Annotated in this window: 5 protein-coding genes; 2 read left to right on the top strand and 3 right to left on the bottom strand. The window is 74.1% G+C overall.

Features of this window, described 5'->3' with window-relative positions:
- From FKN01_RS20885 to FKN01_RS20875, 3 genes are all read right to left on the bottom strand, one after another.
- Window positions 1–8,994, bottom strand: an 8,994-nt coding sequence (locus tag FKN01_RS20885) for a non-ribosomal peptide synthetase (protein WP_143622829.1), incomplete at its 3' end; no start/stop codon positions are given.
- 93 nt (window positions 8,995–9,087) lie between these two features.
- Window positions 9,088–11,370 carry an ABC transporter ATP-binding protein/permease gene (locus tag FKN01_RS20880; protein ID WP_260696960.1) on the bottom strand — a complete coding sequence of 761 codons (2,283 nt, stop codon included), beginning with the start codon at window positions 11,368–11,370 and terminating at the stop codon, window positions 9,088–9,090.
- A 200-nt stretch (window positions 11,371–11,570) separates the two neighbouring features.
- On the bottom strand, window positions 11,571–11,897 hold the full coding sequence (locus tag FKN01_RS20875; protein ID WP_143622827.1) for a DUF5132 domain-containing protein: 327 nt from the start codon (window positions 11,895–11,897) through the stop codon (window positions 11,571–11,573).
- 509 nt (window positions 11,898–12,406) lie between these two features.
- On the opposite strand from FKN01_RS20875, the gene FKN01_RS20870 reads away from it, so the two are divergent.
- Window positions 12,407–13,990, top strand: a complete 1,584-nt coding sequence (locus FKN01_RS20870) for an ABC transporter substrate-binding protein (protein WP_143622825.1) — start codon at window positions 12,407–12,409, stop codon at window positions 13,988–13,990.
- A 13-nt stretch (window positions 13,991–14,003) separates the two neighbouring features.
- Window positions 14,004–14,972 (top strand): ABC transporter permease, encoded by a 969-nt coding sequence (locus FKN01_RS20865; RefSeq protein ID WP_143622823.1) that lies wholly within the window; start codon window positions 14,004–14,006, stop codon window positions 14,970–14,972.
- Window position 14,973: the final 1 nt, after the last annotated feature.

The raw sequence follows: 14,973 nt of genomic DNA, 5'->3' as shown, positions 1-14,973 counted from the left end.
GCCGGGGTGCTCGGCGAGGACGGCCTCGATCTCGCCGAGCTCGACGCGGAAGCCGCGCACCTTCACCTGGTCGTCCGTGCGCCCCAGGAACTCCAGGTCGCCGTCCGCGTTCCAGCGCACCAGGTCGCCCGTGCGGTACATCCTGGACCCGGCCGCAGCGAACGGGTCGGCCACGAACCGCCCGGCCGTGAGGCCCGGCCGGTCGAGGTAGCCCCGCGCCAGACCCGTACCCGCGATGTACAGCTCACCCGCCACACCGGCCGGCACCCGCCGCAGCGCGCCGTCCAGCACATACAGCCGGGCACCGCCCATCGGCCGGCCGATCACCGGGCGCGGGCTCGACGTCATCGGCGCGACGACCGAGTCGACCGTGCACTCGGAAGGTCCGTAGTAGTTGAGGGCGCGGACCCCCTCGGCGGCCCTCAAGCGGTCCCACAGCTGCTCGGGCACGGCTTCACCGCCCAGCGCGACCAGCCCGGGGCGCCACCTGGGGTGGTCGAGAAGGCCGTGGTCGACCAGGACGTGGAGGTAGGACGGGGTGCCGCCGATGGTGTCGAGCCCGGCCCGCGCGGCGTAGGCGAGGTAGGCCGCCGGGTCGGTCCAGGTCGCCTCGTCCAGGACGTGCAGCTCATGCCCGGCGAACACGGCGAACAGCTGGTCGCAGGAGGCGTCGAACGACACGGACGTGGTCAGCCCGACGCGCAGCCGCTCTCCCTCCGGCGCGATCAGCGGGGCCTGGTTGGCGTAGTGGTTGACCAGGGCGGTGTGGGTCACGACGACGCCCTTGGGGCGGCCGGTGGACCCGGAGGTGTAGATGACGTAGACCGGCTGGTCCGGAGCGGCCGGCACCATCGGGTCGGTGGCCGGGCAGCGGTCGACCAGTGCGGAGGTCTCCGGGTCGTCGAGCACCAGCCGGTCGCCCGTCTCCCGCGGAAGCCGTTCCCGGACACGGCTGTCGGTCAGTGTCAGGACCGGCCGGGCGTCGTCCAGGAGGTACGCGATCCGGGCGGCCGGGTACTCCGGGTCCACCGGCACATAGGCCGCGCCCGACTTCAACACCGCGAGGATCGCCACCACCAGGTCCGCCGACCTGGGCAGCGCCACCGCGACCAGCCGCTCGGGGCCCACCCCCCGTGCCATCAACGCGTGCGCCAGCCGGTTCGCCCGAGCGTCCAGCTCCGCGTACGTCAACGACACCTCGCCGCCCACGAGCGCCGTCGCGTCCGGAGCCGTCCGCACCTGCGCCCGGAACAGCTCCGGCAGCGTCTCACCGCGGGCCGGGGCCGCCGGTCCCGTGCCCAGTGCCGCGAGCGCCTCGTGCTCGCCGGCGGTGAGCAGGTCGAGCCGGCTGAGGCGCCGGCGGGGGTCGGCGACCACGATGCGCAGCAGCCGCTCCCACCGGGCGAGCATCGTCTCGACGGTGGCCGGGTCGTAGAGGTCGGTGGCGTACTCGACGGACCCGTCGAGCCCGTCCGGTGAGCCGTCCTCGGCATGCCGCTCGGCCATCGTGAAGATGAGGTCCAGCTTGGCCGTGGCCGACGCGGCCGGCACGTCCTCGGCGCGCAGCCCGGGCGGTGCGAAGTCGGCCCGGGGTGTGTTCTGGAGCACCAGCATGACCTGGAACAGCGGGTGGTGCGCCAGCGACCGGGACGGGTTCAGCACCTCGACCAGGTACTCGAACGGCACGTCCTGGTGGGCGTACCCGGCGAGCGCGGTGTCCCGGACCCGGTCCAGGAGCTCCGCGAACGTGGGGTCGCCCGAGGTGTCGGTGCGGAAGACCAGGGTGTTGACGAAGTAGCCGATCAGCTCGTCCTGCGCCTGGTCGGTCCGGCCGGCGACCGGGCTGCCGACCGGGATGTCGTCACCGGCGCCGAGTTTGCTCAGCAGCGCGGCCAGTCCGGCCTGGAGCACCATGAACAGGCTCGTCCCGTGGGCGCGGGCGAGTTCGCGGAGCGCCCGGTGCAGCTCGGCGTCCAGGCCGGCGCGCACGGAGCCGCCCCGGTGCGAGGCGACCGGCGGGCGGGGCCGGTCGGCGGGCAGCTCGATGAGCTCGGGGAGCCCGGCGAGCTGCCGGGTCCAGTAGTCGGCCTGTCCGGCGAGCAGGCTGCCCCGGTCGGCGGAGTCGCCGAGCAGTTCGTGCTGCCAGAGGGTGTAGTCGGCGTACTGCACGGGAAGCGGCGCCCACTGCGGGGCCTCGCCGCCGAGGCGTGCCGCGTAGGCGTCGGCCAGGCCCCGCGCGAGCGGGCTCAGCGACCAGCCGTCACCCGCGATGTGGTGGAGCACCAGGTGCAGGACGTGGTCGTCCGGAGCGAGGGCGAACAGCTCGGCGCGCAGCGGTGTGTCGGCCGCCAGGTCGAACCGCCGGTCCCGCGCCGCCGCCATCAGGCCCGGCAGGCCGGCCTCGGTGGCCCGGCGCACGCGCAGGCGCGGGCGGGCGTCGTCCACGTCCAGCACCCGCTGGTGCGGGACGCCGTCCACCGCGGGGAACACGGTGCGCAGGCTCTCGTGCCGGGCGACGACGTCCGCGACGGCGGCCTCCAGGGCACCCCGGTCCAGGTCGCCGGTGAGCCGCCAGGCGAGGGAGATGTGGTAGTTCGCGCCCGCGGCCTCCAGCTGGTGCAGGAACCACAGCCGGCGCTGCGCGAACGACAGCGGGACCAGCTCGGGGCGCTCGCGGCGCGCCAGGGCGGTCTGCGCCGGTCCTGCGGCGCGCAGGGCGGCGGCCAGGGCCGCCGGGGTCGGCGCCTCGAACAGGGTGCGCAGCGGCATCTCCACGCCGAGCGTCGCGCGGATCCGGGCGGCCAGGCGGGTGGCGAGCAGGGAGTGGCCGCCGAGGTCGAAGAAGCCGTCGTCCACGCCGGCCGACGGCGCGCCCAGCACCTCGGCGAACAGCTCGCACAGGATCTGTTCCTGCGCGGTGCGCGGGGCGCGGGACGCGGTCGCCGGGGTGGGGCCGGGGGCGGGCAGGGCGCGGTGGTCCAGCTTGCCGTTGACGGTCAGCGGCAGGGCGTCCAGCGTGACGAACGCGGCGGGCACCATGTGCTCCGGCAGCCGCTCACGGAGGTACGCGCGCAGCTCGGCGGGGTGCGGGTCGGCGCCGGCGGCCGGTACGAGGTAGGCGGCGAGCCGGGTGTCGTCGGCCCGGTCCCGGCGGGCGAGGACGGCGGCCTGCGCGATGTCCCGGTGTGCGGCCAGGACCGCTTCGATCTCGCCGAGCTCGATGCGGAAGCCGCGCACCTTCACCTGCTGGTCGGCCCGGCCGACGTAGCTCAGGGTGCCGTCCGCGGCGCGGCGCACCACGTCGCCGCTGCGGTACATGCGCGAGCCCGCGGGTCCGTACGGGTCGGCCACGAAGCGCCCGGCGGTCAGCCCGGGCCGGTTCAGGTAGCCGCGTGCCAGGCCGGCCCCCGCGACGTACAGCTCGCCGGGGACGCCGGGGGCGACCGGGCGCAGGCCGGCGTCGAGGACGTAGGCCCGAAGGTCGGGGAGGGCGGTGCCGATGCCGCCGGGAACGGTGGCGGTCCGGCCGAGTTCCGTGTACGTGACGTGCACCGTGGTCTCGGTGATGCCGTACATGTTGACCAGGCGCGGCGCGTCCTCCGGGTGGCGCTCGTACCAGCTGGTCAGCCGGGCGTGCTCCAGCGCCTCGCCGCCGAAGACCACCGTGCGCAGGGCGAGCCGGCGGCTCGTCGCGGGGTTCTCGGCGTCGGCCTGCATGAGCTGGTAGAAGGCGGACGGCGTCTGGTTGAGCACCGTCACCCCCTCGCGGGCGAGCAGGTCCAGGAAGCGGCCGGGCGAACGGCTGGTCTCGTGGTCCACGACCACGAGACGGCCGCCGTGCAGCAGGGGTCCCCACAGCTCCCAGACCGAGAAGTCGAAGGCGTAGGAGTGGAAGAGCGTCCACACGTCGCCGGAGCCGAAACCGAACTGCTCGCGGGTGGTGTCGAAGAGGCGCACCACGTTGCGGTGCGGGATCACGACGCCCTTGGGGTTTCCGGTGGAGCCCGAGGTGTGGATGACGTAGGCGGCGTGGGACGGGTCGACGGCGACCCCCGGGTCCGTGTCCGGCAGCCCGTCCAGGTCGAGGGTGTCCAGCAGCAGCCGGTCCGCGCCCGCGGGGTCCGCCTGGCTGGTCGTCAGCAGCAGGGCGGGCGTCGTGTCCTGGAGCAGGTAGGCGATCCGGGCGGCCGGGTACTCCGGGTCCACCGGCACATAGGCCGCACCCGCCTTCAGCACCGCGAGCACCGCCACGACCAGGTCCGCCGAGCGCGGGAGCTTCAGCGCGACCAGTTGCTCAGGACCGACGCCCCGTTCGATCAGGGCGTGCGCGAGCCTGTTGGCGCGGGCGTTCAGACCGGCGTACGTGAGGGTGGTCGCGCCGTCCGTGAGGGCGATGGCGTCCGGGTCGGCCCGCACCTGCCGCTCGAACAGCGCGGGCAGGCTGTGCCGCGGCGGTTCCGGCTCCTCGCGGGCCGGCAGCAGGGCCCGGAATTCGTCGGCGGACACCACGTCCACCTGGCCGATGCGCCGTCCGGGGTCGGCGACGACGGCGCGCAGCAGACGCAGCCAGCGCTCGACGATGCCGGTGACGGTGGCCGCGTCGAACAGGTCCGTGCTGTATTCAACGACGCCCGACAGGCCTTCACCGTCCGGCTGTTCGGAGAGGACGAAGGTCAGGTCGCACTTGGCCGTCCCGGTGGGGACCAGGTCGCGGGCCACCCGGAGCCCGGGCAGGTCGAAGGTGCCGGACGGCGCGTTCTGGAGGGTGAGCATCGTCTGGAACAGGGGGTGGTGCGCCAGGGTCCGCGCCGGGTTCAGCGCTTCGACCAGCTGCTCGAACGGCACGTCCTGGTGCGCGTAGGCGGCCAGTGCCTCGGAGCGCACCCGGCCGAGGAGTTCGGTGAACGTCGGGTCGCCGGACAGGTCGGTGCGGAGCACGAGGGTGTTGACGAAGAAGCCCACCAGGTCGTCCAGGGCCTCGTCGGTGCGCCCCGCGACGGGTGTGCCGATCGGGATGTCCTCGCCCGCGCCCAGCTTGCCGAGCAGCGCGGCCAGAGCGGCCTGGAGCACCATGAAGAGGCTGGCCCCGCCGTCGCGGGCGAGGGCGCGCAGGTCCTCGTACAGCTCCGTGTCGACGCGCACGGGCAGCTGGGCGCCCCGGTAGGACATGGCCTCGGGCCTGGGCCGGTCGAAGGGCAGCTCGACCTGGTCGGGCAGGCCCGCCAGCCGTTCGCGCCAGTGGGCGAGCTGGCCGCCGAGCACGCTGCCCGGGTCGTCTTCGTCGCCGAGCAGTTCCCGCTGCCACAGGGTGTAGTCGGCGTACTGGACCGGCAGCGGCGACCACCGCGGCTTCGCGCCCTCGCTCCGGGCCGCGTAGGCGGTCGTCAGGTCCTGCGAGAGCGGGCCCGTCGACCAGCCGTCACCGGCGATGTGGTGGACGACGAGCAGGAGTACGTGCTCCTCGTCGCCGAGCCGGAACAGCTCGGCCCGCAGCGGCGGTTCGGCGGAGAGCTCGAAGCCCTGCCGCGCCGCTTCGGCCAGCCGGCCGGGCAGCTCGCGCTCGCCGGTCACGGTCACCCGCAGCCGGGGCCGGGCCGTGCCGGTGTCCAGTACCCGCTGGCACGGCACACCGGCGACCGAGGGGAAGACGGTGCGCAGGGTCTCGTGGCGTTCGACCACGTCCGCCAGGGCGGCTTCGAGTGCGCGTTCGTCCAGGCTCCCGGTCAGCCGCAGGGCGAGGGGGATGTTGTACGTGGCGCTCGGGCCCTCCATCCGGTGCAGGAACCACAGCCGGCGCTGGGCGAAGGACAGCGGCACGGTCTCGGGCCGCTCGCGCCGGCCCAGCGCGGGGCGCGCCCGACCGGCCGCGTCCACCCTGGCCGCCAGCCGGGCCACCGTCGGCGCGTCGAACAGGTCGCTGAGCCGCAGCTCCACGCCCAGCACGGACCGGGCCCGGGCGATGAGCCGGGTGCCGAGCAGGGAGTGTCCGCCGAGGTCGAAGAAGTCGTCGTCCAGCCCGGCTTCGGGGACGCCCAGCACCTCGGCGAACAGCCCGGCGAGCTGGTGCTCGACCGCGCTGCGCGGAGCACGGCCCGGCGCGGTGGGACGGTGCTCGGGGGCGGGGAGGGCGCGCCGGTCCAGCTTGCCGTTGGGGGTCAGCGGCAGGGCGTCCAGCACCACGATCGCCGACGGCACCATGGACGCGGGCAGCCGGTCGCGGACCCAGGCCCGCAGGGTGTCCGGCTGGATGTCGTGTCCGGCGGCGGGCACGACGTGGGCGACGAGGCGGGGGCCCCCTTCGGTGCGCAGGGTCACGACGGCACGGGCGAGGCCGGGGTGCTCGGCGAGGACGGCCTCGATCTCGCCGAGCTCGACGCGGAAGCCGCGCACCTTCACCTGGTCGTCCGTGCGCCCCAGGAACTCCAGGTCGCCGTCCGCGTTCCAGCGCACCAGGTCGCCCGTGCGGTACATCCTGGACCCGGCCGCAGCGAACGGGTCGGCCACGAACCGCCCGGCCGTGAGGCCCGGCCGGTCGAGGTAGCCCCGCGCCAGACCCGTACCCGCGATGTACAGCTCACCCGCCACACCGGCCGGCACCCGCCGCAGCGCGCCGTCCAGCACATACAGCCGGGCGTTGGTGACGGGTCTGCCGATGACCGGCCGCGGGCTCGTCGCCACCGCCGCGGTCACCGAGTTGACCGTGCACTCGGAGGGTCCGTACAGGTTCAGGCAGTACGTGCCGTCGGCCGCCCGCAACCGCTCCCACAGTGGGCGCGGGACGGCCTCGCCACCGGCCGCGAGCAGCGAGGGGCCGCGTCGCGGGCCGCCCAACAGGCCGTGCTCGACGAGGTCCTGGAGGTACGAGGGGGTGGCCTCGACGTAGTCCAGCGCGTGGTCTGCCACGTACGCGACGAACGCCTCCGGGTCCGTCCACGTCGCGTGGTCCATGACGTGCAGCTCGTGGCCCGCGAAGGGGGCCATCAGCTGGTTCCAGGAGGCGTCGAAGGAGACCGAGGTGGTGAGCGCCACGCGCAGCCGCCGCCGGTCCTCCGACAACGGTGCGAAGAGCCTCTGCCGGTGGTCGGTGAGCAGGTCGGCGAGGCCTCCGTGGGTGGCGACGACGCCCTTGGGCCGGCCTGTGGAACCCGAGGTGTGGATGACGTAGGCGGGGTGGTGCGGGTCGACCGCGACCATCGGGTCGGTGGCGGGGCGGCTCGCGAGCTCCGCCACCGTCTCCGCGTCGTCGAGCACCAGCCGGTCACCCGGCCCCTGCGGCAGCCGGCCGAGGGTGCGGGCGTCGGTCAGGGTCAGGACCGGACGGGCGTCGTCCAGGAGATACGCGATCCGGGCGGCCGGGTAATCCGGGTCCACCGGCACATAGGCGGCGCCCGCCTTCAGCACCGCCAGGATCGAAACGACCAGGTCGGCGGACCTCGGCAGCGCCACCGCGACCAGCCGCTCCGGGCCGGCGCCGCGGGCCATCAACGCGTGGGCCAAACGGTTCGCCTGGGCGTCCAGCTGCGCATAGGTCAGCGACACGTCGCCGCAGACGAGGGCCACCTGGTCCGGTGCCGTCCGCAGGTGCTCCCGGAACAGCTCGGGCAGGCTCGCGGCCGTGGGCGTCGCCGTGGGCCCGGTGCCCAGCACCGCCACCTCGCGTTGCTCCTCGGCCGTGAGCAGGTCGACCCGGCCCACCGTCTCGTCGGGATCGAGGTCCGCCACGGCGTCGAGCAGGGCGAGCAGCCGTCCCTGGTGCGCCGCGAGATCGTCGTCGCCATAGGCGTCCGGCGCGCCGTGCAGCCTGAGCAACGGGGCCTGGCCGTCCCGGTAGTCGAACAGCCAGACGGCGAGGTCGGTGGTCGAGCCGGAGACGAAGTGGTGCACGGACGCGGGGTGTCCGGCGAAGCCGGGCCTGGCGTGGAAGGCCATGATGTTGACGATCAGCGGGAAGGCCGTGCCGATGCCGCCGGGCGCACCGAGGTCGCGGAGCAGGTCCTCGCCGCGGTACCGCTCGTGCGCGACGGCCGCCTCGACCTCGCGTGCCACTTGGGCCACGAGCTCTCCCCACGGCATGTCCGGCCGCACGCTCAGCCGGAGCGGCACCACGTTGGACATCGTGCCGGGCACGGACATCAGGTCACGGCCGGGGCCGCGGCGGGCGGTGACGGGCAGGGCGAGGACCACGTCCCGGGCGCCGCTCAGCCGGTGGGCGTAGAGCGCGGTCGCCGCGATCACCACCCGGGACCACCGGACGCCGGCCCGGGCGGCCGCCGCCCGCAGTGCCTCCGGGTCCCGCAGCTCCCGCTCGCCGGCCACGCGCAGGACGCGGTGCGGGTCGGTCGCGGAGGTGCCGGTGAGCCGGGTCGGGGCGGGCAGGTCGGTGAAACGTTCGTTCCAGTAGGCGCGGTCGGCCGTGAAGGCGTCGGACGCGCGATAGTCGGCGTCGGCGTCGACCAGCTCCCGCAGCGTGCCGAAGGGGGACGGCGGGACGGCGTCGCCCTCCGCGAGTGCCGAGTACACCTCGCCGACCCGCCCGCGGACCATCGAACTGCTGATCGCGTCCAGAACCACGTGGTGGTAGTTCAGGTACCAGCAGTACTCCGTCGGCGACAGCCGGATCAGCGCGTGGCCGAACAGCGGGTCGCGGGACAGGTCGAGCGGGCGGGCGAGGTCGCGTTCCATCCATTCCCTGGCCGCCGCCCGGGGGTCCGGTTCCGCCGCGAGGTCGAGGTGGACCGGGGCCCAGTCCCAGGTCTCGCGGAGGATCTGGTGCGGGCCGTCCCCGTCGTCGGTGAAGGTCACGTGCAGAGCGTCGACCTCGTCCACCACCCGGCGCAGCGCGGCTTCGAACAGCTCCGGGTCGACCGGCCCGTGGATCTCCAGGCACTCACCGACGCGGTAGCCCGGGATCGGCGTCGGCGAGCTCTGCTCGGCGAGCCAGATCTCCCGTTGGGCCGCGGTCAGGGGAAGGACGTCGCCGTCGCGACGGGACATGGGGTACCTCCAGAGGTATGAGAGGGCATGCGCGCGCAGGGCGCACCGGCCGCGGTGGTGTCACGCGGCCGGGCGTTGGGGCGTTTCCTGCGGTCAGGCGGCGAGTTCGCCGGCCTGGAGCTGCCAGAGGGATGCGTAGAGCCCGTGCTGGGCGAGGAGTTCGTCGTGGGTGCCCTGCTCGGCGACGATGCCGCCCTTGTCCAGGACGTAGATGCGGTCGGCGTGGCGGACGGTGGAGAGGCGGTGGGCGATGACGATCATGGTCCGGTCCGCCGCGAAGCTGTGCAGCGTGCGCTGGATGGCGGCCTCCGTCTCGTTGTCCACGGCGGAGGTCGCCTCGTCCAGGATGACGACGGGCGAGTCCTTGAGGATGGCCCGGGCCAGGGCGATCCGCTGCCGCTGGCCGCCGGAGAGCGCGGCGCCGCGTTCGCCGATGAGGGTGTCGTAGCCGTTCGGCAGGGTCGTGACGAAGGTGTGCGCCTCGGCCATGGCCGTGGCGCGGACGACGGCCTCGTCGGAGGCGTCGAAGCTGCCGTAGCGGATGTTGTCGGCGATGCTGCCGTCGAAGAGGAACGGGTCCTGGGCGACGAAGCCGATGGCGTGGCGCAGGTCGTGCCGCCGCAGGTCCTGGACGTCCCGGCCGTCGAGGAGGACCCGGCCGGACTCGGCGTCCTGGAAGCGCATGAGCAGTTTGGCGATGGTCGTCTTGCCGGAGCCGGTGGCGCCGACCAGGGCGGTGACCCGGCCGGCCGGGATGGTCAGTGAGAGGTTGTCCAGGGTCGCCGGGCGGCCGGGGTAGGCGAAGGTGACCTGGTCCAGGACGATCTCGCCTTGTACGGAGGGGAGTTGAATCGGTTCTTCGCCGGTGTCGGCCTCGACGGGGAGCTCGCGCAGGCGCTGGACCCGCTCGTAGGACGCGAGGGTGCGCTGGTACTGGTCGGCGATGCCGCCGAGCCGGCTCATCCGCATGAGCAGCATCTGGGGGAGCCCGATCAGGGGGCTGAACACCTCGAAGCGGAGGGTGCCGTCGAGGACCGCCCGGCCGCCGATGAGCAGGGTGCCGGCCATGGAAGCGGTGGTGCAGGCCCGGACGGTCTCGCCGTGGCGGAGGGTGCCGCGGTCGGTGCGGTGGCTGCTCTCCTGGACCGCGTCGCTCAACTGGTCGACGCGCTCGGCCTCGTACGCCTCGGTGCAGAAGCTCTTGACGGTGGCGCCGGCTTCGAGGGAGTTGATCACCTGGCTGCCGAGCCTGGCGCGGTGTTCGCCGGTGGTGGCGTAGTCCGCCGCGGCCCTCTCCTGGTGGCGCAGCGACAGCCAGGCGATGACCGGGATCGGGAGGAAGGCGATCCAGGCGATCTGGGGGGCCAGCAGGAGGAACGCGGGCACGAGGAGGGCCAGGCTGGTGCCGAGTTGCAGCACGTCGTTGGCCGGTCCCGCGAAGAAGGCGCCGAGCTGGCCGACGTCGTTGGTGAGGGTGCCGGCCACTCTGCTGGTCCGCTCGCCCTCCAGATGGGCCAGTTCGAGGTGCTGGACGTGTCGGTAGGTGCGGCCCCGCCAGTCGTGCTCGATGTCCTGGCCGAGGCGGCGCCACTGGAGGTTCGAGGCGTAGGAGAGTCCGGCGACGGCGGCGCAGGCGGCGGCGACCAGCCCCGCCAAGCCCCAGAGCTGGGCGGACGCCGTGGTCAGGCCGAGGCCGGCCAGCGGTGCCGCCTCGCCCTTGATGAGGACCAGGCCGGTCCATCCGAGGAAGGTGCCGAGTGCCATCTCCGCGGCCTGGCAGGCGACGGACAGGGCGGCGGCCCGGTAGAGGCGGGGACGATGCGGGCCGACGATCTCCAGCAGGGGATGCCCTTCGGCGTCGGGGCCGGCCGCCTCGGCCGTTCCGCGCCACGCCTTCCGCAGGACGACCGCGGTCGCCGCCGCCACTCCGCCGACGGCCACGAGCTGCCTGGTCAGGGCCGACCCCTTGACCAGGGCGGCGCCGGCAGCGGCCCCGCCGCCGACGGCGAGCACCGGCCGTACGACGAGGCCCCGGTCCGCCCGGGGCGCGGCCGGTGCGGACCCGTCCGCCGGCGCCCGCCCCGTGCCGGCCGCGTCCCGGGCGAGCCGGGCGACGGTGCGGCCGATGATCCGGCCGACGTCCGCGGCGCGCAGCCGTGCGTCGTGCCGGACGAGCACCCCGCCGGTGACCGGGCTGGCCTGGGCCTCGGTGATCCCGGGGATGTGGCGCAGCGCGGCGGCGAGGATCTCGGCCGTCCGGGGGCGTCCGACGACGAGCCCGACGTCCCAGCGCTGGCGGCCCGGTGTGACCGAGCGAGGGCTCGCGACGGGTTCCACGGAGCGGAATCCGGGTGCGGCTCCCAGTAGCGATGGCATGTGTACGTTCACCTGTTTGCGGAGGTCGCGCGGGGCCGTCGCGGAGTCGACGGATCAGGGCGACAGAGCGGGAAAGGAGATACGGGGCGGGCCGTCGGTGGCACGGGAGGGGCCGGCCCGAGAACGGCCGCCACCCTGGCACGTTCCGCCGCGATCGGTCGGCGGGGGCGCCCGGTGGCGGCCGCGGGTGGCACAGGCCGTCAGTGCGTCTTGGCGGCGGCGCTCTCGGCGGTCGCGCGGATCTTGGGAGCCCTCCGGTCCCCCTTGGCGCCGGCGCCGGTCGAGTGCTGACCGGGCACGGAGTGGCCCTCGGTGTCGCCGGCGGCGATCTGGGCGGCCACCACGTCGGCGGCGACCTCGGCCGCGAGGTCGTGGATGTTCTCCCCGGCCTCGTGGGCGGCCTTCTTCACCTCCATCGCGATGCCGACGGACGCTTTGACGACTCCACCCACCAGTGGCCTCAGCAGACGCTTGGCCAGCGGCGCGACGATGAGCCCGACGAGAAACGGCGGTACTACAGGCGGCATGACGCTCCAACCTCTCCACGCATACGTATGACAGGGAACCCGGGCACGACGAGAAATAGGAGCGGCGCACCGCCGGGCGAAAACAGGAAAATCCGTTTCGAATTCCGGTACGGACCCGAAAATCCGGCACGGCAACGGAAGTCGAATTCCCGGACGACCGGAACACGCCGCCCGATCCCTTGATCACGGTAGTCGAACGACACCCGCTTGGGCCAAATGGATTGCCCGGGGTTCACTCGTGTGAGTGTCTGTGGCCATTTCTCGTGTCCGGAAATAGATGCGCCCCGATACCCCTCAGGAGCGATTATCTGATTATCGTTTCGAAACGTGCCGCCTGGCACATGCCCCGGCACCCCTGCCCCCACTCGTACGGGTGAATCAGGTTCGGCCGCCCCGGTCGGTTCCGACCGCGCCCCGGCCCGGTGGTGGCGCGATCACGACACTCGAACAGGCTTTCAACGCAAGGCAGTTGCATCATCACGACCGCTCCCCGGTGGCACCATGGCGCCATGCCCCGACGCACTCCGCCGGCCGTCCTGACGGCCGCGCTCACCGCCTCGGCCCTCGCGCTGAGCGGCTGCGCCGGCGTCGCCCGCTCCTCGACGACCACCCCCCTGGTGGACCGCGGCACCGTCCGGATCGCCGAGGCCAGCGAGACGCCGAGCTTCAACCCGTACTCCACCTTCGGCGCCTCCCAGGCCCATTACGCGTACGACTCCCTGGTGAACCCCGCCCCCGACGGCGGCCTGGTCACCGGCCTGGCCTCCTCCTGGCGGGCGACGGCCACCCGCGCCGTGTTCACCCTCCGCGCGGGCGTCACCTGCTCCGACGGCACCGCCCTCACCGCCTCCGCGGTGGCCCGGTCGCTGACCTACGCGGCCGACCCGCGCCACCAGCTCGCCGGAGCCCGTACGGTCCTGCCGAACGTCCCGTTCACGGTGCGCGCCGACGACCGTTCGCGCACGGTGTCGGTGTCCGCCGGCGCCCCGTTCCCCTTCCTGATCCGCACCATCGGCCTGCTGCCGATCGTCTGCCCGGCCGGCCTGGACCGGCCCGGCTCGCTCGCCCGCGCCACTCAGGGCACCGGCCCCTACGTGCTGACCCGCTACTCCCCCGGCGGTCCGTACGAGTTCACCGTCCGCGACGGCTACACCTGGGGGCCCGCCGGTGCGACGACCGCCGCGCGCGGGCTCCCCGCACGCATCGAGCTCTCGGTGGTGCCCCAGACGTCCACGGCGGCGAACCTCCTGCTGACCGGGGGCGTGGACATCGCGCGGGTGAGCGGGCCCGACCGCGCCCGGCTCGGCGGCCACGGCCTGGCCGTCTCCGAGGTCGCGACCGTCATCGGGCTGACCTTCTTCAACCAGCGCCCCGGCCGGGTCCTCGCCGACCGGGCCCTGCGCCGGGCCCTGGTCTCCGCACTCGACCGCCGGGGGCTCGCCAACGTCGCCGTGGGCGGCACCGGCAGCCCCGCCTCGGACTTCGGCGCCGAGGGGGCCGTCTGCCATGCCGACCTCGCCGACGCCAACCTGCCCGAGCGGGACGCCGTCGAGGCCCTGCGGGACGCCGGCTGGACCCGCTCGGCCGGCGGCCGGCTGGCCAAAGACGGCCGGGTGCTCCGGCTCCGCCTGATCACCAGCCCCGATCTCGGCCCGACCCTGGCATCGGTCGCCGAGCTCATGGCGCGGCGGTGGACGGCGCTCGGCGCGAAGGTCGAGCTGGTCACGGAGAGCCTGCCGGCCCTGGTGAACGCGATGTACACGACGGCCGACTTCGACGTGGTGATCGGCAGCACCCCGGGCTTCGCGCTGCCCGCGGGCTTCATCCCCTTCTTCTCGGGCCCCGTCACCGCCGGGGGCCTGAACTTCGCCGGGGTGGCCAATCCGGAGTACGACGCCCTGGTCGCCCGGGCGCTCCGGGAGCCGGACACCACGGGGTGCGCCACGTGGAACAGGGCCGCCGCCGCACTCTTCCGCTCGGCCGACGCGCTGCCGATCGCCGAGGGCCGCAGCGGCGTCTACGGCCACCGCACCACGTTCACCACCACGTTCGGCGGCCGGCTCGTCCCCACCAGCATCCGCCTCCACCAGTGATCCAGGGCCCACCATGACCGTTCCCCCACTGCTGCGGCACCCCTGGACGGTGTTCCTGGGCCGCCGCGGCCTCCGGCTCCTCGTCTCACTCGGCCTCGTCGTCACCGCGTCCTTCGCGATGATCCGCCTCATCCCGGGCGACCCGGTGCGGGCCGCGCTCGGTGTGGACGCCGCCCCCGACCTGGTCGCCGCCCGGCGGCACGCACTCGGGCTCGACATGCCGTTCCCGGCCCAGTTCCGGCAGTACCTCGGCGGCCTGCTGCACGGCGACCTCGGGACCTCGCTGGTCACCGGGGCGCCGGTCGCGGAGCTGGTCCGCACCCGGCTGCCGGCCACCCTGGAGATCGCCGGGCTCGCCTTCCTGCTCACGCTCGCCGTCGCCCTGCCGGGCGGACTGCTCGCCGCCGTCCGGACCCGCGACGGCCGCCGGCCGCGCACCGAGCTGGCGTTCACCACGGTCACCGCGGGCCTGACCGGAGTGCCCGACTTCGTGCTGGCCGCCGGGCTCACCGCCCTGCTCGCCGTCGGGCTCCAGCTGTTCCCGGTGGCCGGCGCGGCGGGCGCGGCCTCCCTGGTGCTCCCCGTCCTCGCGCTGTCCCTCACCCCCACCGCCGTACTCCTGCGCATCGTCAGGGTGGAGGCGCTGAAGGTGCTGAACGAGGACTATCTGCGGACCGCCCGGAGCAAACGGCTGTCCGCCGCACGCCGCCATCTGCGGCACACCGCACCGAACATGGCGTCCGCGGCGCTCACCGTCGCCGGGAGCCTGCTGCCCGCACTGATCGCGGGCACGGTCCTGGTCGAGAAGGTGTTCGCCTGGCCCGGCATCGGGTCCGCGATGGCCCAGTCCGTGGTCGCGCAGGACTATCCGGTGGTCCAGGCCATGGTGCTGGTGCTCGGCACCACCGTGCTGCTCGCCGGTCTCCTGGTCGATGTGCTGCTCGCCCTGCTCGACCCCCGCTCGGCGATCCGGGAGATGTGAT

This window comes from Streptomyces sp. 130, assembly GCF_007096885.1.
Lineage (GTDB): Bacteria > Actinomycetota > Actinomycetes > Streptomycetales > Streptomycetaceae > Streptomyces.
Note: the sequence above shows the minus strand (reverse complement) of the source record. Positions and strands in the feature narration are given on the sequence as shown.